20 protein-coding genes are annotated in these 25,665 nt (G+C 56.5%); 9 read left to right on the top strand and 11 right to left on the bottom strand.

What is annotated here, in order from left to right; genetic code table 11:
- Nucleotides 1-51: 51 nt before the first annotated feature.
- The 4 genes from ACNKU3_RS05235 to ACNKU3_RS05220 form a co-directional block, all read right to left on the bottom strand.
- Nucleotides 52-4,416 carry an AAA domain-containing protein gene (locus ACNKU3_RS05235; protein ID WP_418258363.1) on the bottom strand — a complete coding sequence of 1,455 codons (4,365 nt, stop codon included), beginning with the start codon at nt 4,414-4,416 and terminating at the stop codon, nt 52-54.
- 218 nt (nt 4,417-4,634) lie between these two features.
- The gene (locus ACNKU3_RS05230; protein WP_418258362.1) at nt 4,635-5,048 is read right to left on the bottom strand and encodes a hypothetical protein; all 414 of its coding nucleotides are present in this window, start codon (nt 5,046-5,048) and stop codon (nt 4,635-4,637) included.
- A 505-nt stretch (nt 5,049-5,553) separates the two neighbouring features.
- The gene (locus tag ACNKU3_RS05225) at nt 5,554-5,949 is read right to left on the bottom strand and encodes a DUF5681 domain-containing protein (protein ID WP_418258361.1); all 396 of its coding nucleotides are present in this window, start codon (nt 5,947-5,949) and stop codon (nt 5,554-5,556) included.
- 136 nt (nt 5,950-6,085) lie between these two features.
- Nucleotides 6,086-7,102 (bottom strand): DUF429 domain-containing protein, encoded by a 1,017-nt coding sequence (locus ACNKU3_RS05220; RefSeq protein WP_418258360.1) that lies wholly within the window; start codon nt 7,100-7,102, stop codon nt 6,086-6,088.
- A 507-nt stretch (nt 7,103-7,609) separates the two neighbouring features.
- On the opposite strand from ACNKU3_RS05220, the gene ACNKU3_RS05215 reads away from it, so the two are divergent.
- The 7 genes from ACNKU3_RS05215 to ACNKU3_RS05185 all read left to right on the top strand — a co-directional run bounded on the left by ACNKU3_RS05215 (nt 7,610) and on the right by ACNKU3_RS05185 (nt 16,610).
- Nucleotides 7,610-8,662, top strand: a complete 1,053-nt coding sequence (locus ACNKU3_RS05215; RefSeq protein ID WP_418258359.1) for a DUF2860 family protein — start codon at nt 7,610-7,612, stop codon at nt 8,660-8,662.
- 718 nt (nt 8,663-9,380) lie between these two features.
- The gene (locus ACNKU3_RS05210; RefSeq protein ID WP_418258358.1) at nt 9,381-10,820 is read left to right on the top strand and encodes a DUF1214 domain-containing protein; all 1,440 of its coding nucleotides are present in this window, start codon (nt 9,381-9,383) and stop codon (nt 10,818-10,820) included.
- 30 nt (nt 10,821-10,850) lie between these two features.
- Entirely contained in the window at nt 10,851-11,603 is a 753-nt protein-coding gene (locus tag ACNKU3_RS05205) for a hypothetical protein (RefSeq protein WP_418258357.1), read from the top strand.
- Nucleotides 11,604-11,617: 14 nt separating this feature from the next.
- Entirely contained in the window at nt 11,618-13,537 is a 1,920-nt protein-coding gene (locus ACNKU3_RS05200) for a DUF3604 domain-containing protein (RefSeq protein ID WP_418258356.1), read from the top strand.
- A gap of 3 nt (nt 13,538-13,540) precedes the next feature.
- On the top strand, nt 13,541-14,722 hold the full coding sequence (locus ACNKU3_RS05195) for a patatin-like phospholipase family protein (RefSeq protein ID WP_418258355.1): 1,182 nt from the start codon (nt 13,541-13,543) through the stop codon (nt 14,720-14,722).
- A gap of 22 nt (nt 14,723-14,744) precedes the next feature.
- Nucleotides 14,745-15,347, top strand: coding sequence for a hypothetical protein (locus ACNKU3_RS05190; protein ID WP_418258354.1), 603 nt, complete (start codon nt 14,745-14,747; stop codon nt 15,345-15,347).
- 39 nt (nt 15,348-15,386) lie between these two features.
- On the top strand, nt 15,387-16,610 hold the full coding sequence (locus ACNKU3_RS05185) for an OmpP1/FadL family transporter (RefSeq protein ID WP_418259023.1): 1,224 nt from the start codon (nt 15,387-15,389) through the stop codon (nt 16,608-16,610).
- A 37-nt stretch (nt 16,611-16,647) separates the two neighbouring features.
- Here the strand turns inward: ACNKU3_RS05185 and arfB are convergent, their stop codons facing one another.
- The gene (gene arfB / locus ACNKU3_RS05180; RefSeq protein ID WP_418258353.1) at nt 16,648-17,067 is read right to left on the bottom strand and encodes an alternative ribosome rescue aminoacyl-tRNA hydrolase ArfB; all 420 of its coding nucleotides are present in this window, start codon (nt 17,065-17,067) and stop codon (nt 16,648-16,650) included.
- Between the two features lie 192 nt (nt 17,068-17,259).
- Between arfB and ACNKU3_RS05175 the strand changes: the two genes are divergently transcribed.
- Nucleotides 17,260-18,171: a TIGR03619 family F420-dependent LLM class oxidoreductase gene (locus ACNKU3_RS05175; protein ID WP_418258352.1), complete on the top strand. Its 912-nt coding sequence runs from the start codon at nt 17,260-17,262 to the stop codon at nt 18,169-18,171.
- Between the two features lie 40 nt (nt 18,172-18,211).
- On the opposite strand, the gene ACNKU3_RS05170 is transcribed toward ACNKU3_RS05175, so the two are convergent.
- Nucleotides 18,212-19,828 (bottom strand): EAL domain-containing protein, encoded by a 1,617-nt coding sequence (locus ACNKU3_RS05170; protein WP_418258351.1) that lies wholly within the window; start codon nt 19,826-19,828, stop codon nt 18,212-18,214.
- 187 nt (nt 19,829-20,015) lie between these two features.
- Here ACNKU3_RS05170 and ACNKU3_RS05165 point away from each other — a divergent pair, with 187 nt between their 5' ends.
- Nucleotides 20,016-20,426, top strand: a complete 411-nt coding sequence (locus tag ACNKU3_RS05165; RefSeq protein ID WP_418258350.1) for a DUF6524 family protein — start codon at nt 20,016-20,018, stop codon at nt 20,424-20,426.
- 2 nt (nt 20,427-20,428) lie between these two features.
- Here ACNKU3_RS05165 and ACNKU3_RS05160 read toward each other — a convergent pair whose 3' ends face one another.
- The 5 genes from ACNKU3_RS05160 to pyrF form a co-directional block, all read right to left on the bottom strand.
- Nucleotides 20,429-22,456: a polysaccharide biosynthesis protein gene (locus ACNKU3_RS05160; RefSeq protein WP_418258349.1), complete on the bottom strand. Its 2,028-nt coding sequence runs from the start codon at nt 22,454-22,456 to the stop codon at nt 20,429-20,431.
- Between the two features lie 78 nt (nt 22,457-22,534).
- Nucleotides 22,535-23,521: a glycosyl transferase family 4 gene (locus ACNKU3_RS05155; protein ID WP_418258348.1), complete on the bottom strand. Its 987-nt coding sequence runs from the start codon at nt 23,519-23,521 to the stop codon at nt 22,535-22,537.
- Nucleotides 23,515-24,444, bottom strand: a complete 930-nt coding sequence (locus ACNKU3_RS05150) for an NAD-dependent epimerase/dehydratase family protein (protein WP_418258347.1) — start codon at nt 24,442-24,444, stop codon at nt 23,515-23,517. The genes ACNKU3_RS05155 and ACNKU3_RS05150 overlap by 7 nt, the downstream gene beginning before the upstream one ends.
- Nucleotides 24,445-24,500: 56 nt before the next feature.
- Nucleotides 24,501-24,842 (bottom strand): ComEA family DNA-binding protein, encoded by a 342-nt coding sequence (locus tag ACNKU3_RS05145; protein WP_418258346.1) that lies wholly within the window; start codon nt 24,840-24,842, stop codon nt 24,501-24,503.
- Nucleotides 24,843-24,946: 104 nt separating this feature from the next.
- On the bottom strand, nt 24,947-25,648 hold the full coding sequence (gene pyrF, locus ACNKU3_RS05140; RefSeq protein ID WP_418258345.1) for an orotidine-5'-phosphate decarboxylase: 702 nt from the start codon (nt 25,646-25,648) through the stop codon (nt 24,947-24,949).
- Nucleotides 25,649-25,665: the final 17 nt, after the last annotated feature.

The following is a 25,665-nucleotide window of genomic DNA, read 5'->3' as shown; positions in this document are numbered from 1 at the left end:
CAGAGCACTTATATAACTCAATTCAAACGAACTTTTATGGAACGAGAACTCTTAACTGTACCAGGACCGGGTAATACGTACTTTCCCTTTACAACTTTTACAAATACGCCCATAGCCACTCTTTAACGAGGAATCCTTGAACTGCCCGAGCGGTTTTATTTCATTGCATTTATTACACGTTTTATGGGTGCCCTCCTCCAAGCCTTTTTGATTTTTTTCAGTACGCGTTTTGATTCCATAGAGGACCTCATTTTCGTATTCTGCTGCGTCAAGTACACCAAAGGCGTCATTAAGTCGCTTGTCGAGCGATGAGATAGGGTCGTTTCCTATGTTGAAGCGATTTACTCGAAGCATTTTATACCCATAACCTTCCAGTATTGCCTCTCGTTCTACATCTGACTCCAAGAGATAATGCTGCCAATTACCACTATTGATAGCCCTATTTTTTTCAAAATGAAATTCAAAACCGTCATACTCTACAATAACCTGCTGTATAGAATCGTCTGTTCTCAGACGTAAAAGAAAATCAACCTTATAATCAGGATGTCTATATGATGGGTCTATTGATCTGAGGTATTCACCTACGGGAAATTGAGGAATCATCTCGAGGTTACCTTGATGCTTTGTTGCAAATGAGGTGCTTGCCAGCCACTCAAGCAATTGAGCTTCCATTGGAGACTTAGAATCAGTTTGATCCTTAGAGGGTAGTTGCTTTGCACCATCCAAGACTCTCTTATAATGCTGCAGAACATGTCTGGCTGATCCTTTATACTCTTCTATTGGCTTCGAGCATACAAAGACTAGCTTCTCCTTACCCCGACTAAAGGCTACGTTTAGGCGTTGAAATTTGAGTAGGCCATCCGTCTCATCTTCAGTTACGCCATCCATATCTTTGGGGAATACATAGTTAAGCCGGTCTTGCCCGCGGGTAGCAACGAACGAATAAAAGATGATGTCTCTTTCTTCTCCCTGACAGGTATCCGCAGTAAATATTGCGATATGGAGCTTTTCCCGAAATTCGACAGCTTTCGGATGACGCATTACCTGGTCATTTATATATCTCTGCTGTTCGCGGAAAGGGGTGATTACGGCTACTGAGGGAGGATCATCAAGATTAATTAGTGCCTCTAGGCGTTCGATGATTACGTCAGCCTCCCACTTGTTGGCATTGCGAATTTCTTCAAAGCATTCGGGTTGATCCGAAATCACAAACTCGAGAACATCTTCAATAGGCTTGCCTCTCAACTTTAGGACCTGCAGAGCATTGCCATAAAAGTGCTTAGACGAGAAAGATATTATTTCAGGGTAGCCCCTGAAATGCTTGCGTAGCATGATAGAGAAATTGGAAGTCATTTCGCCGAAATCCATGACACTCTTGGTAACGTCGAGATTTTTCAAGCGTGTTTGCAAGCCAGTATCTAGCACTGTTTCAAGGCCTTCAAAAGCTTCCTTAACTTCTTGGAAATACGCATTGTTGAGCGCTTTACTAGCCGTGGCCGCTTTTACATTACCAAATTGCTTACGATCTCCCATCAACACTATTTTTTTACTACGAAGTATTGCCGGCAGTGCCTGTGCAATTGAAACTTGAGATGCTTCGTCAATAATAACAAGATCAAATAGTCCCTTTTCTAAAGGGATATAGTTCGCATAATCTCTTAAGCCAGCAATCATTACTGGAAAAGCATTTCGTAGCGCTCCAAATTTATCGACCGGAAACTTTGACTTGTTGCGAATAATATCTTTTATAAGTTTCGCGTCGTTCTTCTTCTCTTCAACAAAATTTACGACGCGTTCATCAATTATATTTGCAATGCGTTTGGCACAAAGGTCCTCATAGTCTGACTTTATCTTTAGGTAGTCATACTCCGGAATCGCATCAAATTTTTCGGAAAGCGTACGCTCTTCTTCACGGAGCTCAAAAAACTCTTTTAGTTTTCTTTGATCCTGTTCAGTTGCACCAAGAAGCTCTCTAATATCAACTGGGACCTCGTAGTTACGTAACGATTGATGATCGAGCGCAAGGTACTCCTCGATAAGTACAACATCTTTTCTATTCAATGTAATTCCAGCGCAAATGCATGAGTGAAATTCGCGATACAAACTAGGACCTACAGCTCGGCCATTCAGGACGTTTTCAATGTCATTTCGTATACTAGCCAATTCAAGAAATGTTTCTCTCATCTTTCGAACGTCATCAACGTCGCTTCCCAGGATGTCAGAAGCTGTTCTAGATGCCTGCTTTAAAAATTTTTTCCGAAATAAATAACCGAAGACAGGCATCTTTTCGTCCTCGATCTCTCTCTGTAAAGTTTTTAACTGTTCTGCTCGGTCGAGATTAATTTTTGGCCACGTCTTGATGAGCTTTTTAAGATCCTTACTCACATCGCCTAGCGCAGGACGTAATCTCTGCAATGACTTCAAATTCTCTAAGTCATTATCTCCACGAAAAAACTGTCCGAAGAAGGCTCTATTTTCATCCAGCAAGTTGAAGAACCGGGACAATATATTGAGTGAACGTATATCCTCATCGCTAAAATAATCAGACTCAGGCACAAGTTCTCGATACGCGTCCTCTCTTTGGTAAAAGGAAGTGACTTCGCGGAGGTCTAGATTCTTACCCGCATCAATTCTGTCGCGTACGTCTTTCGTCAAAGTGCTACGCAAACCATCAAATTCTTGGTTGAATATACTCTCACTAGACTTAAAGCTCTGAAGAGAAGTTTTAAGTTTGTGGATAGATGCTGTTTTTACGATGTTTGCGTAATTTACAGAATCTCGACCAAGCCGGAGTACTGGATTTACGTACTCCGCCTCATCGCCTCGTATGCGCTCGATAACGTCATTTAACTTCCCTTCAACAACATTGAGTGCTTCCGTTTTGTCAGAAAGGATAAGAACATTTTTCCCATGCTGTATAACATCAAATGCTAGAGCGGCCAGGGAGTGTGACTTACCAGTTCCGGGGGGACCCTCTACAACAATTACCCGCGATTTCTCATTATGAACTGCCTGCATCAATTTACGTTGTTCTTCCGCTAGTGGCAGCGGACTTTCAAATACCAGTCGATCTGGAACCCCGAGCTCTCGCCATTCGGTATCAATCTGCCTCTCTATAGAGACGGGATTGGACGACAAAAAGGAACTTACTAACGATTCGAATTCGATAACAAGCGGATTATCAGATTCCAGACCCGACATCAGCATTTCATAGTCATTTACGATGGCCTCATCCGTTTGATCAGCCAAAGATAGACTCATTTCATTGGAAATTCTAAAGCCATCTCCTATGGCTGACTGAAGTACTGAGGCTAAGAAATCTACCTCACCGTTGCATTGCAATCCAACGAGAATCTTGTGCAACGTAACTTCGATGAGATCAATGAATGTTTGCTGATCTTCTTGATGAAAGATTCGCTCACTGATTGGATTTGGAACCGTGCGGTCGGTTTGTCTCGTTAGTTCACCAGCGATGTAATCGCATGCAGGCTTGTTCACATAGATAAAGCTTTGAAACCCCATTCGAATGGAAGAACCATCGAGGTCGACATCGAGCGGGATATAATACAAAGGAAATTTATTTGTTTTGTGCTGAATCTCTCCAACGTTGAGATAGATGGAGGTATTTTCAAGTAGCTGTCGACTAGAAAGTAATTCACGCAGATCAATAAAAAGATCTGCCGCACCGAAGTGAGAGAAATAATTCTGGAGTACCAGTTTTATACGGTTGACGTCACATAAATCTTCAACCAGGCTAACAAATGTGCCGGTTTCATTCTTGACTAAGCAGTCAGCCACAGCCCCGGGTAGCACTTCTACAGCCTCATCAAGCAACAGTTCCACTACTTCGTCAGTGTATCCTTCTAGCTGACGTGCACTGGACGAATCGTCAATGTCATCTTTGTCACTGAATACGGGTTCTAGGAGCAGAATTAGAGGCTCGACTATTTCACGTCGGAGCCCGGTTGCAAGAGCTTGACGGGCGTCGCTCGTAGCTTTATCAAGATTCTTTTCAATTTTGTAGCGTTGTATCAAAGCATTGGGTATTAGAAGCGCTGAGGAACGAAGCTGAGTGGCATCGACACTATCGATTGCACTGTCAATACCTGCACGGACGGTCAAGCTTAGGTCTGCACGATACTTTCCAGGATTGATCGCCAAACTCGCGGTGCGCTGTGTTAGTTTTTGGGCTATTAGATGACGAAATTGGCTAAACCGCTCTATCCGCACCCCCATTCGGTTACTCTTAGAATCCCGCATTGAGTACCTACGTTTGGGTAGTCTTGCTTTTTTAAAGTCTGTCTCTAGGAATTCACGGAAATAGGCGCAAAGTACGGTCATCGCTTTACTGATAGGCGATGATTCAGGATCAGAAGCTGATGACAATGAATTCGTTGTCTGCTCTATTAAATCCAACTATCTCTCCTTGATCCTCGTTCAGAATCAGATCAGCTTCATCATCTTATAACGGAATTGGAGGAATGAGGCACGTGTCGATAGCAGTTGGCCTATCGGGTACTGAACACCACGCACGCTGACAGCCTATCACTTGCTAAACACGCGATTACACGCAACATATTAGAATGTATTGTGGAATCCACCAGCCTCCTTCCGAGTGAATCTGAAATATCGTACTATCTTAGAAACGTTTCCAGCGCATCTGACATAGCCCCCATCTGTTGGACGTTGGCATCGATCATTGAGTTATCCAACCACCAGTCAGCACCGTTACGGATAGTTTTTTTGGGCTTGTATAGAGGGTCCAAGGTAATTGACCGAAACATTACCATCTGACGGTTGGTGTCTACTAACATGACCTTCTTCCAATAACTACTCGGATCTGAGCATACGAGAAACTGCGGGCTATCCCCCCAATTTTCTTCCTCCGCTGTAATTTCTTCTAAAACGTAATCGCGGCGGACATGGCCCAAATCAGTCGAATTTGTCACTGCAAAATTCGGTCGACGGCGAAGATCAAAATACTGTTCGTCGAATCCACCCAAAGAATCCATTTCGAGCAGCATGTCACGAGCAATTATTGCGGGCATTAGCCAATAGCCTGATTTGATCCAATAAAAGCGCCTGTTGGCGCCTGAATCGGGATACCGAGTGCGCCAACAAAGGACAAACCAGGAACTTTCTTCGCTAGAAGTGGTTCTTCGCTGGAGAACCAGCTGTACCGGAATCCCGTCGATGCAGCGACTCACCTCTATCAATCTTTTATATGTGGTGGACACGGCGCCCCCAATGTATGTTCTTCAATATGGCTGATAGCCTATCATTCGCTCGCCCCCAATCGGTCTGACTCGAGCCGCCGCAGGATACAGTATGGGTATACAAAGGGCTCATTGCGGCGAGTACTTCGCCTCCCACTCCTCTATCGATAACGGCTCTGGGGCTATGATGACCGCGTGGTCTTCAGGTACTTCGAACCCTTCAAAAGTGCGTTCGAAGGCTTCTTCCTCGCTCTCACCCTCACGGACAAGAACTACGGAGGGAAGACCAGCGCGCTGCTTTGCGCGCCGCGCCTTTTCTAAGTTGCGAATCCGATTTCTAAGCGACATTTTTAGCCTCTTCCAATGCAGCTATTCGCTCCTCCAGGTCCCCATGCTCTTCGAGGCGAGCCTGTTGTTCCAGTAGCCCCATTACCGCACGAGCAGACTCCACGGGGAGATGCCCCCCTGACACTAAAGCTATGACCGAGCGCCCCTGCTCCGCCAAGGATTTCCCTTCGAATACGGGTGAATCCGCGGTCGCACGGGCGTTAGGGATCAATTTATCGAGACACGCTTTTAGCATGACCGAATCTCCTTGCAGCGCCATTTCGACGGCTTTCGCGGCCAGCTCGGGGGCACTCGGCTCCAGAAGATCGCGGACCCGCATACGGCGGTCCGTGATACCTTTGGGCCGCCCCTCCGGATTTCCACTTTGGCCTTTCTCAAACGGCATCTGAATCCCATTGATCTGTTGACTGATCTAAACAACCTTAAGATTATCAAAGAGATAACTATAAAACACGCCTTTATACTCTTCACGACACGGCCCAACTCGCCGCCCCCCCCCTGTACTCCAAAGGCGCCAAATTTCAACGCTTTACCGGAACGAGAAACCGAGCCTTAAAGTCAGCTTTGCGAGCCTCAGGGCTATCTCCTTCTACACCTTCGCAGCGATGAGCCGCATGCGCATCCCAGCCCAACGGCCATCGCTTGAAGTTATACGTTTGGCATGCGGGGCACACCATGTGCTCGCGTAGACTGGTACTGATGGGCTCGGAGACAGGTTTTGCTTTAGCAGTCTTTTCCTCGTTAGTAGGCCTAAACTTGCTCGCCTCTACCCTAGGCGCCCAAATAACATCGTGTGGAGGAACCCCATAGGCTTGTCGACGTGGTTCAGGTAGCGCTGCGACCCATGCAGCTAAAAATGCGTCCAACTGATCATGCCGTGCTCCATGACCGACCTCCCCCAATTGGGGGCCGAAGTCTTCGGGCCAGCCTGTATGAACTGCGGCTACCATCCGCTGGTATTCGACAGCACCTGGTTTGGATTTGTGAGTATCACCCGCCTCCAATAGTCGAACCGTCAATTGGGGATACACCTCAAGGCAGGGAGCGATTTCTTCCAGCTGACGGAACAACTCGAAACCGTAGATCATCCAAAGCTGATTCGCATGGGGGATTCGAGACTCAGCACCGCCAGACTCGATGTGCATCCTTGCCTTGGCTAATATTTGCACAACCTGTACGTCGACAGGTGTTGGTATACAACTAATACCCGCTCGATCTAGTGCCACCTCGCACTGGCGACGTCCTTGCACGGCCAGTGCTGGGGCACGAGGAGCATCTATGGCTATTCGAGCAATTGGTGCACTGTAGTAGCGGCTGATCTCTTGGAGATAACAGCTAACCTCATTGGCGAATTCACAAACCGCTACAGGATCAAGAGCACCGATGTTTCCGGAACCAATGGGTGGAACAATATCGAGCGATCGGAGCGGTAGTGGAAGACACTGTTCCTCACGCCACTGGCAGGCCACTACAGGAAGGCGTTTCTTCTTAGCAATCGCCAGATCAATGCCTATGTAGAGGGGGGAATCAATTCCCATTGGATGACATCCGGATTGTCTTAGTAGTCTGCCGGACAATATAGCACCTGGCTAAACATTGCTCGAACTGACCCTATCGAGGGTACAAATTAGGGAACAACACGCCCCTCTTTTGTACACTTTCCCACTCTTCTTGACTCATAGGAAGTTACGCTATATCTTTGTTTTCAATGGTGTTTCGAAGAGTACCGCAGAGCACCAAAGTGCACTTGAGGGGCCTGTTAATCATTGGGTCGCTGGTTCGAGCCCAGCAGGCGGAGCCATATACAAAAAAGCCCGCAGAGTCGAAGATTCTGCGGGCTTTTTTGTGCCTGCCTGAAATCCACGCAATCCTGTTGCATTGATCTCTCTTCGCCCTGCTCACGCGATCTTTCCCCAACCTGCGTCACGAATCCCACTCGCGATAAATCTTCACGTATGTTCTGTAGGGTGTATTCTTTACCCCCATAAAAATTGTGACTATATTAAAGAGGCTACTAAAAAATTTGCACAGCTCGGGGAGGTGTTATGTTCGTAAAGCGAAAAGCGGAATTTCTCAAGGCAGCCGTGCCCATGTTGACCGGTCTTTGCCTGACGACCTTCGGTAGTCCAGTCAATGCGGTCACCATTATCCCCGAGAAGAGCGGCCTGAGCGGTTACGTCAATGTCGGCGCTGGCGTACTCGATATAGAGAGCAACATGATAGCCAAGCTCGCGCGTGGCATCGTGGACGTTGGCGATGCGGTCACCGATGACATCAGCGGTGAGCCGGACAATGAAAGCGCCGTCGTTCCCATGTTGAACTTCGAACTGTCCTACACCTTCGCCTCGACCCGCACACAGATTTACGCGGGCAACCTGCTGGAAGATTTCCTGACCTTCGACCTCTCAGCCCTTGCGGGCGTTCGCCAGGATGCCGGTGGCGCCGGAATCTTCGGTCTCGCCCTGGTTTCGACCAGCCTGGCGGCCGATGTCTGGGAAGACCCCTACCAGACTGACGTAAAGCGACGGGATACCGAACGCACAGGAGAAGGCTACCGGCTCACCTGGGAACGTATGTTCGGCAGCGGCTTCGAGATGGAATATTCCAGCAAGTCCATCGATATCGACAACGAACGCAGCGGGCAAGGCCTGGGACTGAGTACGGGCCAGCGCAAGCTGCTGGACCGCAATGGCGATTTGAACCAGTTCAAGGTGAGCTACGAGGCAAAGCTCGGCGAAGGCAGGCACATCCTTACCCCGTCCCTGGAGTTTCGTGAGGCAGACCTCGACGGTGGCGCCATGGCCAGCGACGGCTACGGGGCGAGCCTGAACTATATCTACCTGCACAATCCACGCTGGCGATGGGTATTCAACGTCGCTTACCAGGATATGGAATACGATCGTAGCAACCCGGTTTACGGTGAGCGCGACGATGCGCAGCGCTTCGGTGCATCTGCCACGGTGTTCTATTCAGCTCCGTTTGGCTGGGAACCCTGGGCGCTGAACCTGACGGCGGGTTACTTCACCGAGGACCACGACATCGAGTTCTATGACGCTTCCGTTACCGCTTTTACCGTGGGCTTGTTCCGGCGGTTCTGATTCAGCCCCTGGTGCCGAAGCCCAAAACCGTCAAACCTTGACCCTGATCAATGCAGGCTCTGTTCATTTTGACGTAAATAGCTACACGATAGAACATTAAAAACTGCCGGGGGATGATGCGATACCGGCCTGTTCCGAAGGATTGGCACATATGGCGAGGATTCGGACCCCAACCCTGTTATTGCACTGTCATTTTTCGGCGGTATTGCGCCCCTGTACGCCGAAAGCTGGGGGCCCGTATCCGGCCGCCAGACCCTGCACTACCTGGAGTCGCCTGACGACTTCGACCCGGATTACCAGTTACGCTTCACCGTGTCGTCCGTAGTGGCACTGCCCTGGTAGCCTGAAACGGGTCATGACCAGAAAGGACAAGAAAAATGCATCGGTCTACTGACAACATTCGACAAGCACGGACCATGTTTCTCGTTCCGGATATCGGCCTGATAGCCGGTTCGCGAACGCCCGTCGCGACACACCGGTCGCTGTCGGGAATTCCGTACGTGCCGAGTCGGACCACATGTTCTGCGCCACCCAGGGGGCTTGCATCGCGCGAGTCGGTCCATTGACCCATTCCAGGGTACGAGTTTACTGGAAGAATACATATGCACATCGCGAGCCCGGACAAAACCATTCCCCGTCCACTGGTGACCCGGGGAGCACGCCCATACCTGATTTTCCGGTAACCACCGGCAGAGGCTAAACAGCAAGGGAGAAAGAAATGGAAAATGTTTGCCGCATCGCGCTCGGAGCACTGCTGCTCAACCTGTGCGCCTGTTCTGGCCAGGAGCCCCCACCCCTCGCACCGAGCGAGTCTCCGGCTCCGGTTGCTGCACAATCGATGCCGAAGCCGGACGCCCTGGACGACAGCCAGATCGACGCCATCGTGCGACACTCCTACCCCTTCGTGGCGATGTACAACGTCAACAACAAGTTCGCCCTGAAACAGGGCTGGAACAATTGCGTGGCGGATACGGTACTCAAGGACGCCACCATGACCGATATCGCGCGGCCGAACAACGATACCCTGTACATTTCGTGCATGCTAGACCTGCGCGCGGAACCCGTAATAATCGAGTTTCCGGCTTTCGAGTCAAAGTACGTATCCCTGATGGTTACCGGCTATGACCACTACGTGAACGTACCTCTTTCGGTGACCAAGGGTGATTTCCATACACCGGGTAAAGTGCTTTTTTACACCTCGCGCACGGCGGGATACGAGGGTGCACCGGTTGACGGAATTGACCAAAATTTCGAGATGACGGGCGATTTTGTTTCCGCTGTATTCCGGGTGATGCCCCACGCGAATGAACCCGAGCGATTCGCGCGTATTATCGAGCAGATGAAATCGGTAGAGGCACGTGGCCTCAGTGAGTTCAAGGGTGATCCAGCGAAACCCCTGCAAGATCCCGGTTTTCCCCAGGTGGGCCAGACCGATTCCGATGTCTACGCCAACAATTTCCCCCAGGTGCTGCAATTTGCGATCAACCATTCGACGCTCGACCCCAACGATCCGGTGGACCAGCAATTGCTCGCCGCGCTGGCACCCATGGGCATAGCACCGGGTAATCCATACGATCCGGTTCAGATCCATGGCTATGACGGCACTCGCTTTCGGAATATAGCTGACAAGATCAGGCAGGAAGAGTTTTCCAGAATGCTCGATGGGAATTCCATGAACGCGCTGCTTCCCCGGATGTTCAGGACGCGGGGACACATCGATGCGGATACGCTGCTGTTCCAGTCTGTAGTCGGCCCGATTGGGCTGCCCGCCTCAGAGGCGGTCTACCCCGCGATCCTGACCGACGACGGTGAGGTGATGAATGCCCTGAATGACTACGTCATACAGATGGCCAGGGACCAACTCCCGCCCGCCAGGGCATTCTGGTCAGTTACCCTCTACGACTCCGCCAACGGCTTCTTTATTCCCAACGAACGCAAGAAATACAGCGTGGGTGAAAATGGCGGTATGAAACTGGATGCCGAGGGTGGGATTACCATCCATATCGCGGCAGAGAAGCCCGAGGGTGTGCCAGAAAAAAACTGGCTGCCCATCGTACGCAAGGATCAGGACCTGGACGTCATTATGCGTATTTACGACCCCGATCTCGACGCATTTGCCCATTACGAGTTGCCTAAAGCGCAGAAAATCAGCGAGTAAAACCAACGCTAAAACGTGAGGATAGCGACAATGAATAAGACCCTGGTCGGTGGACTACTCGTGGCACTGGCGATGCCTTGCAGCGCACAGGCGAACGACAGTTGGGATTTCAGACTCAGCCCCTACATCTGGTTTGCCGGTGTCGATGGTGACGTCGCTACCATTCCCGGTCTTCCCGACGTGCCGATCGATATCAGCCCCAGTGACGCCTTCGACGACAATGAAGCCAGCTACATGCTGATCCTTACCGGCCAAAAAGGACGGCACGGTTTCCTGATGGACTTTCTTTACACCGATACCCAGTCCGATGAAGACCTGGTAAAGCAGATTGACCTCAAGTTAAAGTCGATTTCGCAAAATACGCTGTTCTCACTCGCCTATTACTACGAAATCTATAACCGCAACGGCGCGAACCTGGATACGTTTATCGGTGCCCGTTACTGGGATGTCGACACGACGCTCAAGTTCAGCGGCGGCCTCGGTCAGCTAGCCGGGCAACGCATCGAAAGCCAGGAAGACTGGATCGATCCTTTTGTCGGCATGAAAGGCCGCACGCCACTGGGGGATTCCCGCTTCTACCTTACCGGCTGGGCGGGGCTGGGTGGATTCGGCGTGAGTTCCGAGATGTTCTACGACGCCTCGATCAATCTCGGCTACCAGTGGAGTGACGCCATTGGGACCACTGTCGGTTACCGGATTTTCGACGTGGACTACGACAACAGTGGCTTTGTCTACGACGTTGAACAGTACGGTTTCATTCTCGGGCTTACCTGGAGTTTCTAGCGGAGGCATTTTCAATGAAGACACAGCTTGCAGCGGTTTTTCTTGGCGCGACAGTTGTACTTGTCGCACCAGCGTTTTCCCGAGATTATGCCGGCTACGGCGAGGAACCTTCCGCCGATAGCCACCTGGGCGAAGCCGAATATTCTCCCTACCTCAACGATGGCTACCCACAGCAGGTGTTCTGGGGGGACACCCACGTTCACACCGCCTATTCCACGGACGCCGGCATGGTAGGCAACATCCTCGGGCCGGAGGAAGCCTACCGTTTTGCCCGTGGGGAGCTGGTGGTCGCCAGCAACGGAGTCCGCGCCCGCCTGCAGCGGCCGCTGGACTTCATCGTCGTCTCCGACCACTCGGAGAACCTGGGACTCGCCCCGATGATCGCCGAGAGAAACCCGGAACTGCTGAAAACAGACTTCGGTCGGCAGATTTCCTCGCTGGTTTATGCAGGCCGCTACGGCGACGCCTACGCCCTCTGGGGCCAGGGCATGACCGTGCGCAAGGATCCGCTGGCGGGGAACGACGCACTTACCCGCACAGCGTGGGAGCGCCTGACCAGCGCCGCGGAAAAATACAACCAGCCCGGGGTGTTCAGCGCGATAATCGGTTTCGAGTGGACCTCGAGTCCCGGCGGCAACAACCTCCACCGCAATGTGCTGTTTCGCGACGGCAAGCACCTGGCCGACCAGGTGATTCCGATATCCAATTACGATACGACAGACCCGGAAGACCTGTGGCAGTGGATGGCTGACTATGAGAGCCGGACAGGGGGACACCTGCTGGCCATCCCCCACAACGGCAACCTGTCAAACGGCCTGATGTTCGATGACAGGACCCAGAGCGGCAAACGCCTTAGCAAGGACTACGCGCAGCGCCGGATGCGCTGGGAGCCGGTAATGGAAGTGACACAGATCAAGGGCGATGGCGAGACGCACCCCGCCCTCTCTCCCAGCGATGAGTTTGCCGACTATGGCACCTGGGACAAGGGCAGTTTCGGGCCGCAGCCGAAGACGCCTGAGATGCTGCCCCGCGAGTATGCGCGCGAAGCCCTGAAGCGCGGCCTGCAATACGAGCAGAAGCTGGGCGCCAACCCCTTCAAGTTCGGCATGCTTGGCTCCACGGACACCCATACCTCACTGGCGACCACCCAGGAGGACAATTTCTTTGGCAAGGCGACACCTGTTGAGCCGGACAAGGAGCCGGCCCGTTTCGAGGAAATAATAACCGGATACCTGCAGGAACCAGGCGGTCCCGACATTACCATCCGCCACGTCAAATCACTGGCGGCGGGCCTGGCCGGCGTCTGGGCGAAGGAGAATACCCGGGAGAGCATCTGGGATGCCCTCGCCCGCAAGGAAGTCTACGCCACCACAGGTACCCGGATAACGGTGCGCGTGTTTGGCGGCTGGGATTTCAGCGAAGCCGATGTGCAGCGGCCGGATTTTGCCGAAGCGGGCTACCAGCGCGGTGTGCCCATGGGTGGTGACCTCAAGTCCGCACCCGAGGGCAAATCGCCGGTCCTGGTGATCCGCGCACTGCGCGACCTCGACGGTGCCAATCTCGATCGGGTGGAGGTGATCAAGGGCTGGATGGACGGCAAGGGCGAATTGCACGAGCGCGTCTACGACGCCTCCTGTTCAGACGACCGGGTGATCACCGACGAAGGTCGCTGTGAACAGGCAGTAGGCAATACCGTGGATGTCGCCAACGCAACCTATACCAACAGCATTGGCGACGCCTTGATGCTCGCCTACTGGCAGGACCCGGACTTCGATCCCGCAGAACGCGCGTTTTACTATGTGCGGGTACTGGAAATACCCACGCCCAACTGGACCACCTACGACGCGGCCTTTTTCGGTGTGGATTTACCTGAGGGCATACCGCCCACGCAACAGGAACGGGCTTACACTTCGCCGATCTGGTACACACCCTAAACGATGATCAGAACGCGGGTTGTAATCCTCGTACTGCTGTGTCTGGCACTGCTGGCGGGCTGCGCCTCGACACCAGAGCGTCACCCGGTTCCCACGGGGCGGGAGCAGGATGCAATGATCCCCGGCATTCCCCATGCCCGGATCATGGATGTCATGGGGGACGAGGAAATCTACAACCGCCTGTCCCATATCCTGGCGCAAAAGCGGGCGGCAGGCGTTCCCGATGATGCGCCGGCGGCAATCCTTGCGCTCTCCGGTGGCGGGGCCAACGGCGCTTTCGGTGCCGGTCTGCTGGTGGGGTGGACACAGGAGGGGTCGAGGCCGGACTTCGACGTGGTCACCGGCATCAGTACCGGCGCCCTGATGGCCCCCTTCGCGTTCCTCGGCAGTGATTACGATCCGGTACTGGAAAAACTCTACACCGGCACCAGTACCAGTGACATCCTCGAGAAACGTTCCGCATTGGCGGCACTGCGCGGTGACGCGGTTTCCGATTCTGCCCCGCTGCGCGCCCAGGTCGCCTCGCTGGTGGATAAAAAGTTGATGGCGAAAATTGCGGTACAACACCTGCGAGGGCGGCGGTTGCTGGTCGGCACCACCAACCTCGACGCTGGCCGGGGTATTCTCTGGGACCTGGGGGAAATTGCCGCCAGCGGCCAGCCCGGGGCACTGCAGTTGTTGCGGGACATTCTCGTCGCATCGGCATCGATCCCCGTCGCATTTCCCCCCGTCTATTTCAGTGTGCAGGTCGATGGACAGACCTACACCGAAATGCACGTGGACGGCGGCATAGCCGCACAGGCCTTTATTTATCCCCTGTGGATGGAACTGGGCAAGCTGTCCCGGGAGGAAGGCCTCAGGCGCGAGCGCAGTTTGTACGTGATTCGCAATTCGACACTGCAGGCCAGTTCTGTCGTGGTCAATCCCAGCCTGACCGCGATAGCCGGACGCGCCATGGCCATGCTGATCAAACAGCAGGGGCTGGGCGACCTGTTGCGTATTTTCACCACCGCCCATCGCGACAACCTCGACTTTCACCTGGCCTATATCCCCCAGGATGTCCAGAACACGTCCAGTGAACCCTTCGATCCGGTGTATATGCAATCACTCTTTGCACTTGGCAGGACGATGGCGCTGGAGGGCAACGCCTGGGATCACACGTTAACCAGTGAGCACAACCCATGACAGGAAATTCCCGGAGGCGGAAATGACCTTTTTCAGCAGAACGTTCAACGGCGCGGCACTCTCCCTGCTGCTGGTCTGCACGGTAGCGTCATCCCCCGCACTGGCCCAGCGTGCCGGACAGAGCGTGACCGTGCAGTACGGGGTGGTACAGGGCGGGCGTGAAATAGACCTGAAAAGCGGCGCGGTGCCCGCTGGTGCGGTTGTCGGCGGCTCCCTCGGCCTGCTGTCCGCGAAAGGCAAGTCGTCCAGCAAAAAGGCGCGCAACGCGATCATTGGCGGTATCGCCGGCAGTGCGATTGCAAGCGGGGCACAGGGCAGCACCCGCGGCATGCTCTACGAAGTGGATCTCGGCTCGGCTGGCCTGATCCAGGTGGTGACCGACCAGCGTGAAATACGCGGCGGGGACTGCGTGGCGGTAGAAAAGGCGGGAGACACTGCCAACCTGCGCAGGGTTACGCCGGCGTACTGCAAGACAGAAAACGCCAGTGCAATCGCCGAGGTTGCCGGGGAGTCGCGCCAGGAAGCCGAGGAATGCCTGGCGGCCAAGCAGCAACTGGTGGACGCGGCGACCGTCGAGGCTGTTCAGCTTGCCAGAACCAAGATTGAACTGTTATGCGATGACTGAACGCCACTATTTCCCTGCTGAACCCGGCTGCTGCTCGTGATGTGTCAGCGCCTGGCGATTGCCCTGCTGATGGCTGCAGGACTCCACGTGACCGATGTCACCGCTCGCCCCTACCCCGGCTTTTCCGGGCTGGCCGCAACTGCCGACAGTGCCGCTACCGCGGGCAATAACCCGGCCGGTAGTACCCGCCTGGAGAAACGCGCAATCGAAGTTGAAGCCATGTGGTTTCGCAGCGAGTCCAAGTGGGAAAGCGGCTTCGAGGAAAGTGGTGATCCTTCCACCTCGAAGAGTTCCAGCGATACCGTGGTACCGCGCATCTTCTACGTGGAACCCATCAACGAAAATACTGCATTTTCCTTCACGGTTCTCGGCGCGGGATTTTCCGATGACCTGGGCGACTGGCCCGGGCGCTATTTTCTGCGGGAGTATGACGCCCTGTATATCAGCGCGCTGCCCAGCCTCGCCCGGCGCCTGAATGACAAATGGTCGGTGGCTGGCAGCGTTGCGATAACCTACGCCAGCTATGAACAGGAACGGGCCGTGGCCAATCTCTTTGACCCGGGCTATGGCGATGGCAAATCACGCATCGAAACCGACAGTGTGGAATTCGGCTTTGGCCTTTCCGCGCTGTATGAGATGGATGCAGCGACACGCCTGGGAATTGCCTGGTCCTCGCAGATTGACGCCACCCAGGAAGGCAAGAACAGACTCTCGGGGCTGGGGCCGAGGACCGAGGAAGTGATGCGCAACCTGGGTGTGCTGGGAGCCGATATCGAGGTACAGAGCCAGTCGCCGCAGTCTGTCCTGCTCGGCCTGTATCACGAATTTTCCAATCGCCATGCGGTGACCATAGACGGAGCGTGGATCGACTTCAGCGAATTCCGCCTTTCCGAATTCTACTTCAACGGCCAGGGATTTCTTGCTTCAGAGCAGAAGTTCAAGGATATCCTCGCCCTCGCTGTCAGCTACTCCTGGCCGGTCGCGGAGCGCTGGATGCTGGGTATTGGCGGCATGGTCACCAGCCAGATGATTGATGACGAGGAGCGCACCATGTCGCTGCGACTGGACTCGATCGCGTCGCTGGGCGTTGCCGCCGAATGGCAATGGAAGCCGGATTATTGCATCGAGGCTTCACTCAGTTATATGGATTTTGGTGACTCACCGGTAAGCACGGAGCCGATACCGGGGCTCGGTACATTCAGTGGTAAATATGTCAGTCGCGCTACCTACCTGCTACAGGTCAGCCTGAAGTATGGCGGTTAATGGCGTAGTGTCTCCCCTTGCCTGAAGCCCATGGGATTCAGTCGGTCACCTTTCCGCGCAGCGACTTGATGTTCCCGCGATGGGTCTTGCTGTCCATCCGCCGGGCTTTCGCCGCCCTGCTCGGCCTTGTCGCTCGCCGGGTTTTGGCGACGACGGTAACTTTCCTCACCAGGTCCGCGAGACGCCGCAGTCCATCGTCGCGGTTTTTTTCCTGGGTGCGAAATTGCTGCGCCTTGATGACAATCACCCCGTCCTTGCTGATCCGCTGGTCGCGCAACGCCAGCAGGCGTTCCTTGTAGAGCGCGGGGAGCGACGATGAACTGATATCAAAGCGCAGGTGCAAGGCAGAGGAGACCTTGTTCACATTCTGCCCGCCGGCGCCCTGGGCACGGATAGCGGTGATTTCGATCTCGCGTTCAGGAATCGACAATGTGGGGGTAACGATCAGGTCCGGCATTTCCAGGATCTACTTTATTGCGGGTTTTCGGCAAGGGTCTGTACTCTCATGGCACGAGAACTTTACTCGCGCTCTACTGGCGCCCGCGCGCCATTTACCCTGACGCCGGTGTCGGCTAGAGTGAAACTTGGCTTTTCAATCGCCGTGGCTTCCCCCGGGAGGCACGCAACACCATAACAACAGGCGAACTACGTGAAAATAGGAACTTCAGCGAACTACCCCTGGTTTGGCCCCGCCTTTACCGAGCTTGCCCAGCATACCGAAGCCCTGGGCTTCGAGTCCATGTGGACCGGGGAACACATCGTCATTCCCGCCAACATCGCCGATCCCCAGCGCTACGGTGTTCCGCTGCCGGAGAACTATCGGCATATGCCCGACCCCTTCGTGACCATGGCGGCTGCTGCGGCGGTCACCGAGACCCTCGTATTTGGCATGGATATCTGCCTGGTCAGCCAGCGCAATCCACTGGTGCTGGCCAAGGAGGTCGCAACACTCGACCGGATCGCACGGGGTCGCTTCGTACTGGGTGTGGGCCACGGCTGGATCGAGGAAGAATCGGAGATCATGGGCGCGCCCTACCGGCTGCGGGTAAAAATGGCCACCGAAGCCGTGCAGGCGCTGAAAACCCTCTGGACGGAGGAGGTGGCGTCATTCAGCGGCGACTACTACAACTTCCCGCCCCTGCACTCCAACCCCAAGCCCTGGCAGAAACCCCATCCGCCGGTACTGCTCGGTTCCGGCAACGACAAGACCGACAATACCCGCGCCCTGAAGCGGGTGGCCGCCATCGCCGACGGCTGGTTACCCTCGATGCTCAGCCCGCTGCAGGTTCGCGAACAATTGGCCCAGTTGCGCGAGTATTGCGCGCAAGCGGGTCGTGACGCCAGTGCCATGGACATCAGCCTGCTGGTTCCGGCAGCCTATATCAACATCGGCGAACGCCCGCCCTGGGCGCTGGAAACCAGCCTCGGCGATGCCCGCGACCTGCTGCCTGCCTATGCCGAGGCGGGAGTAACACGCCTTATCCTGGGCCTCGACGACATGACCGACGACACCGCGTTCAAGCGTATCGAGCAGGCGGCCGTCGCGCTTACCCTGGTGTGAGAACCGGGGGCCTGGCGCTGCAGGCAGCCCCTCCCCCTGACTAGGGAATGTGCATACCGGTCAAGGCAGGTGGTGCCTGCTTCATTTCATTGCGCAGGCGCTTCAGCAGCAGTGAGCATTTCATCGGTTTGCTGAACAGCCAGCCCTGGGCGTAATCCACGCCATATTCCAGCAGCGCGGCGCGCTGTGCTTCAGTTTCGACCCCCTCGGCAATCATCTGCAGTTTCAGGCTCTTTGCCATTTCAATGATATGCAGGAGAACAGTACTGGTCGCGACACTGGCGTCCGCCTCTATAGAGTCGACAAAGAACTTGTCGATTTTCAGGTAGTCGAGATCGAAGGTCTCGAGGTAGGAAAGGCTGGAATACCCGGTGCCGAAATCGTCGACCGCGACCGGAATGCCCTCTTCCCGCAGTCGGTGAATGATGTCGATCGCCTGATCTGGCCGGGTCAGGCCACGTTCAGTGACTTCCGCGAACAACTGGCCGGGGCGGGCCCTGCAGCTGCGCATCAGTTGCTGCAGGCGGGGGACCACCGCGGGATCGTGAATATCGGAGGCGGCGAGGTTGAGTGAGAGGTGAAAGGTATCGTGGAGCGCGAACAGTTTGCGCGCATCCTGTTCCACCAGTTCGAACAGCCGCTCGGTCATCAGGTGGATCAGCCCGGACTCCTCTGCCACCGCCATGAACACTTCCGGGCTGATCACTTCGCCGTTGGAGCGGCGCCAGCGCATCAGGGCCTCCGCGCCTGTCCAGCGCCCGGTTTTCAGGTCGATGATGGGCTGGTAGACGAGGTAGAACTCGCCACGTCGCAGGCCCGATTTGATCGCCTGCGGCATCGCCAGCTGGTGGCGGGAGAGAAAGGCGATAGCCCAGATCAGGACAGCACCGGCAATCAGGCCGATGGGCAGCAGGTAGGCCAGCAATTCCTGGGAATAGGCCTGCAGGTAGGTCGTCGGCCGGGCGGCAACCGCGATCAGCCCGAAGTCCACGGACCGGGCGATGGCGACAATATAGTTGTCCTCGACAAAACTGGCGGAGGTTCCGGGTTCCGGGAGGTGTGACTGCCAGTCCAGGCCAATAGCGCCATTCTCGAACAGGGAACGTTCGCGACCAATGCCGTAGACCGCCACCAGGATGTCTTCGCTGTCGGCGACGGCTTCCAGGGGTTGCTGCGCCTGGATAATGCCGGAGATACCGCCCTGTTCGAAAACCACGAATTCCATATCGCCGATACGCGGGATAAAAACATCGCTGCGGACCATGAGCGGCGGCGACAGGGGCAGAACATAGTCCGCTGTGCCCATGTCGAACGTGCGCCCGGGAATGTTCAGGGAGGAGCACAGCAACTGGTTGTTTTCAACGTAGCCGAGAGCCTTGATGTCCCGGGCCGAAAGCGACGCGTACTCCATCAGGTCGAGATTTTCTGGATCGCAGGGATTTCCCACCATCAGCGGTGACAACCGGGTTACCAGGTCGGTAAAGCTGGTGACGACCGTCTCTGACTTTGCCAGCACCTCCGATGCGTAGACCAGCGAGCGCTCCTGCTCGGCTTCCATCCCCTGCTGCTGGGCAAACCAGAATACGAAGGCCGTGGGGACGGCAAAGCCGAGCACGGCAATCAGCAAGGTAAGCAGCAGCGAGTTCAGTTTGACCATGGGCTGGAAACGGGAAAATGGACCCGTAGGATACGCCGGAAGCACCCGGGCGCACCATAACCCTGAAGTGTCGCCAGAAACGGTGGCGGCACAAAGCCCGGGATTACCGGGCCGATGTCGGCTTGCCTAAACACGAGGGTCTCTTCTATTCTGACCCGGTAAGATTCCATACCCGAGGGACCAACAAATGGCCAAGGACTTCAACGCCCTGAGTATCGTCAGCCGCTGGCTGTTTGCCCTGTTACTGGTGCTCGGCACCTACAACCCCACGGCTTACTGCTACGTGTCCTGGGTGATGCATACCGAGTTTGGTCCGATACCGGCACTGGTCGGGGTTGTCCTGCTCATCGGCTGGATCATCTTCCTGCGCGCGACATTTCTCTCCCTCGGCTGGCTGGGCATTATCCTCGGGGCGGTATTTTTTGCCTGTGTGGTCTGGTTGCTGGTGGATATTGGCTGGCTCAGCCTGGATTCCAGCAGCACGATGAGCTGGGTAGTACTGATACTCATATCGCTGATACTGGGTGTGGGAATGTCCTGGTCGCATATCCGCCGGCGCCTGTCCGGGCAGGTCGATGTGGACGATATCGAGGACTGACCTCAGGAGGATTTTTCGGGGAACAGTTCCTTGACGTTGGACACCGCACGGGCGGGCGCGCGGGGCACCTCGCCGATCTCTGACTGGCGGTTCCAGATATGGTCGTGGCGAACCTCGTGGTCGCTGAAGCCGCTGACCGCCTTGCGCAGTACCGAGGTAATGCCGACACAATCCAGGGCATCGCAGTAGTGCATCAGGTCGGTGACATAGCTGTGGATCTGGCCGTAGCTGAGACACTCTTCCTCGGCGCGCATGATCATCGGGTGTCCCGTGCCGGCCACGTTACTGCCGAGCAGTAATTCCTCGTAGAGCTTTTCACCGGGCCGCAGGCCGATGAACTCGATGTCGATGTGCTCGCCGACATGGGAGTCGTGGTCGGTTTCGTAGCCGCTGAGGCGGATCATGCGCCGCGCCAGGTCGACGATGCGCACCGGTTCACCCATGTCCAGCACGAAAACATCGCCGCCGGTCCCCATGGCACTGGCCTGCAATACCAGCTGGGCGGCTTCCTTGATGCTCATGAAATAGCGGGTGACTTCGGGGTGGGTCACGGTGACCGGGCCGCCGTTCTCGATCTGTTCGCGGAACAGGGGAACCACCGAGCCGGACGAACCCAGCACATTGCCAAAGCGCACCATGCAGAAGCGGGTCTTGGTATCGCGCTGGGCGAGGCCCTGCAGGATCATCTCCGCGAAGCGCTTGGATGCGCCCATGATGTTGGTGGGCCGGACTGCCTTGTCGGTAGACACCAGGACGAAGGTCGCCACACCGGCCTTGCGCGCCGCCTGGGCGGAATACCAGGTGCCGAAAACATTGTTGGCGACGCCCTCGGCCACGTTGTACTCAACCATCGGCACGTGCTTGTAGGCGGCCGCGTGGTAGACCGTGTCCACCCGGAAGGTGCGGAAAATACTCTCCAGGCGACGCCCGTCCTGTACCGAACCGAGCAGCGCCACCATCTTGAAATCGAGGTTGGCTGGGCTCATCAGCTCGCGCAGTTCGCGCTCGACGTTGTACAGCGCGTACTCGCTGTTATCGAGCAGGATCAGTTCACTGGGGCTGGAGAGCACGATCTGCCGGCACAGCTCGGAACCGATGGAGCCACCTGCCCCGGTCACCATCACCACCTTGCCGGTGATACAGCGATCGATCAGTTCGGGGTGCGGAGGGACAGGGTCGCGACCCAGCAGGTCGTCGAGGTCGATATCCTGGATCTGGTTGACGCTGGCCTCCCCGGTCACCAGTTCGGTAATCCGCGGGACGGTGCGCACATAGACGGGCAGGCCGACCAGCGAGTTGATGATCTCCTTGCGCCGCTCGGGAGATGCCGAGGGTACGGCGAGCAGCACCTGGGTAATGTCGTGCTGGGCGATCAGTTGTTCGATCTCTACCGGAGGCACCACCTGGAGCCCGTTGATCACCGAATAGTGCAGGCGCTGGTCGTCGTCGACGAAGGCCACCGCCCGGTACTGGTCCCCGTGGTTCAACGCTGTGAGGAGCTGCCTGCCGGATTCACCGGCGCCGTAGATCAGCACGTTCTCCGACATGGAGCGCAGCTTGGCCTGATAGTAGGCGCGCACGCTCAGGCGCATGCCGCCGATTCCCAGCAGGGCGATACCCCAGTAGATAAAGGGCATCGACCGGGGCACCTGGGCCTGGGTGAAGAAAATGGTGGCGCCGAGAATCAGGGTCGAGTAACTGACGGCAGTAATGACCGCCCAGATGGCCTGCTGGCCCATGAAGCGGATGACCGCGCGATAGAGTCCGAGGCGCAGGAAAATAAATGCGCTGACAATGACCGTGAACCCGGCGCAGAAAATTTCCACAGGGCCGAAGAGGAAGTCGGTACTGCCATAGCGGAAGGCCACTGCCGCCCAGATAGCAAAGGCGACGAAGCTCATGTCGATGGCGAGGAGGCAGGCCTGTTTGATGTTTCGGGGGAGCTGGATTATGCGTTCAAGACCGTCCCGCAGGCCTCCGATAATTCCGGAAACCGAGCGCGTCACTAAACGGCCACAAAAGTTCAGCAAGCCCCTTCCTCACTCTTCTGGTCTGATCGGGGCCACTGGAAAATGGAACTTTGTAGGTATTGCGGCCCAAGAATGATACTAGCCCAATCGCAGTGCTTTAGCCATGCCAGGCAGAAGCGGAATATATGCCAAAATTACCAAATAGGAACTTATCTCCGGAAAACTCGCCGCGAGCGTGGCGAGTGGCGCCAGCCAGATCAGGTGCAGCCCGAGCAGCAGGAAAACCACGGGGCGGTGCCCGCCGAAAACCCGGCTGAGCCGCTGGTAGGCGTGCAGGCGATGCGGGCTGGCTATGTCCTGGCCGGTGCACGCCCGCCAGAGCAAGGTTACGCTGGCATCAGTAATGAACCCCGCCAGCAGGATGAGCCAGCAGGCCAGCGGGAGAGCCCCCTGTCCGGCGCCCAGCAACGCCAGGGCACCGAGCAGGAACCCGGTGGACACGCTGCCGGCATCGCCCATGAACAGGCGGGCGGGTGGCCAGTTCCAGGCCAGGAAGCCCGCGTGCACCCCGGCAAGCGACAGGCAGGCCAGGGCATAACCCGCATCGCCCCCGCCCAGCAGCACCAGCAATGCGGCGGTGCCGGCCGCCAGGATGCACTGGGTTGCCGCCAGACCATCGATCCCGTCCATGAAATTGTACAGGTTGACCAGCCAGAGCAGGCCGACCAGCAGCAGTGGCGACGCCCACCAGATGGCAGGCGGCCAGGTCCCAGGCGCGCCGAGCGCCAGCGGCAGCGCGAGCAGGCAGGCGAGCAGGTAAATCGCCAGCCGCACGCGTACCGGCAAACCCTGTATATCATCGACGACCCCGACGACGACGAGCCCCATGGCAATGGCGAGGAGCCACAGGTAGTTCCCGCCTATGTCCCAGCCTGTCAAAACTGCCACCAGGGCTGTTGCACACAGCGCCAGCATCATCGGCAGTCCCCCGCCGTGGGGTGTGGGGGTTGCGTGGGAACTGCGGTGATTGGGCTGGTCGAGAATGCGCCAGTGCAGTGCCGCGTAGCGGTAGGCGCCACAGGCCACAGCGGAGAGGCAGATCGCGATCAGTGGGAGGCTCAACATGCAGCGGCGCCGCCTGCAGCCAGCATCGCTTCAAAGGTTTGCTGCGGCACCCAGCCGAGCTGTTGCCGGGCGCGCTGGTTGCTGTAGAGCTCGGTGCCAAAAAGCTTCTGCCAGGTGGGCTCCGGGCCGGGCCGGAGAATATCGACGAGGCCCGCACCACCGCGCCAGGCCCATTGCGGCAGCCAGCTGTGCGCCCGCGCCTTGCCAGCGGCCATGCGCAGGGCGTCGTAGATGCGCCGGGTACTGTAGGATTCCCCGTCCGCGGCGATCAGCGTATGTACGCCGGGCCGGGCTTCGCGCTCCGCCAGTAACATCAGTTCTACCAGGTCGGCCAGCGCGACCATGGAGCGGGCGCCGAGAGCGGGAGGTCGCGGCAGGCCCGCTGCCACCAGGCGTCCGAGCAGGTGCAGGTTGCCCTTCGCCTGCGGCCCGTACACCAGTGCCGGGCGCAGAATGTAGACCGCCATACCTGTATCGGCAAAGGCCGCGCGCAGCGACTGCTCCGCCTGCCACTTGGACAGGCCGTAGGGCTCGTCGGGCCGAATGCAGTCATCTTCATCCCGGGGGGCGGCTGTGGCACTCTCCCCCATAGCCTTGACGCTGCTGAGAAAGATAAAACTGCGCACGCCCGCGTCCGCTGCCCGTGTGGCGAGTTCTATTACTGCCCGATGATTTACGGCGTCGTAAGCCTGTCCAGCAGCTGCCCGGTGGGCAATGCCCGCCAGGTGAAAAACCGTGTGTGCCTCGCGCAGGTGTCGCGCTGAGACTGATTCATTGGTGAGGTCGAGGGGAAGGATTCGCTGGCCGCTGGGCAGGCTGCCGCCACCCAGGCTGAAGGGCAGGAGTTCCCTGCCCTGCCCCGACAGGCGGGCGCAGAGTTGCTGTCCGATAAAACCGCTCGCGCCGGTTACCAGGGCTTTCATGCAATATAAACTTGGATTGGGGGCATAAGCCCCCAGATGATACGGATGCCGCGGCGTTATTCCAGTGTTATCCGGTCGCGGTTTTTTTCAACGGTAGCCAGGCCGATACCCCTGACCTCGGCGAGTTGCTCGACCGTGGTAAAGGGCCCATATTCCTCGCGGTATTTCACGATATCCTCGGCGCGGCTCAGGCCCACGCCTTTCAATGCTGTCGCCAGTGCCTTCGCATCGGCGACGTTGATGTTTACAACGCTGGCAGTTTCCTGGGCCGTTTCCGCGTAAACCGCCTGAACGGGCAGCAAACTGAGGCTGCAAAGCAATACGAGAACTGCGAACAGCCGGCCGCTGACAGTGCGCCCGGAATCCGCCTTGGTATTTACGAGTCGGTTTGTATTCATAGGTGATCTCCCTGATCAGTTAACTGCATCCTTGCAGGCATCCGTATCAGGGAGTCAGTTTAGCAGGCCGGATTGCGCCGGGAGCCGCTTGCCCGTATTTGATGCTATTGAACCTGCGAGAGTTCCGCGTGCACCCGCTGCAGTGCCGCCAGCGGGTCGGCCGCTGCCGTAATCGAGCGGCCGATCACCAGGTAGTCCGACCCCGCCGCCAGCGCGTCCGCCGGGGTGAGCACCCGGCGCTGGTCCCCGGCGCTGTCGCCAGCCAGGCGTATCCCCGGCGTGACCAGTGCGAAGCCGGCGCCCCGTTCAGCTTTCAGTCGGGTGGCCTCACGGGCCGAACAAACCACCCCATCCAGCCCGCTATCCGCGGTCAACCCGGCGAGGCGGCTGACCCGCTGTTCGAGGCTTTCCTCGCAACCGGTTTCCTGCAGGTCCTGTTCGGTCATGCTGGTCAGCACGGTAACGGCGATGAGCAGCGGCCTCTGCTGCAGGCCGGCCAGTGTTTCCGCGGCGGCCTCCATCATGCGCCGACCGCCCGAGGCATGGACATTCACCATCCACACGCCCAGGCCGGCGGCGGCGCGCACCGCACCAGCGACGGTGTTGGGTATATCGTGGAACTTGAGATCGAGAAAAATCTGGAACCCGCGGGACTGGATATCTTCCACCAGCGCCGGTCCGCAGCGGGTAAACAGTTCCTTGCCGATCTTGAGGCGGCAGAGTGCCGGGTCGAGCTGTTGTACAAGCTGCAGCGCCGGTTCGGCAGTGGGATAGTCGAGGGCGACGATCACCGGATTATCAGACATTGTTCCTCCACAAATTG

Origin of the sequence: Haliea sp. E17 (genome assembly GCF_048323675.1) — a bacterium.
GTDB lineage: Bacteria > Pseudomonadota > Gammaproteobacteria > Pseudomonadales > Halieaceae > Mangrovimicrobium.
The sequence above is the reverse complement of the archived record's forward strand: the minus strand, read 5'-3'. Positions and strand labels throughout refer to the sequence as shown.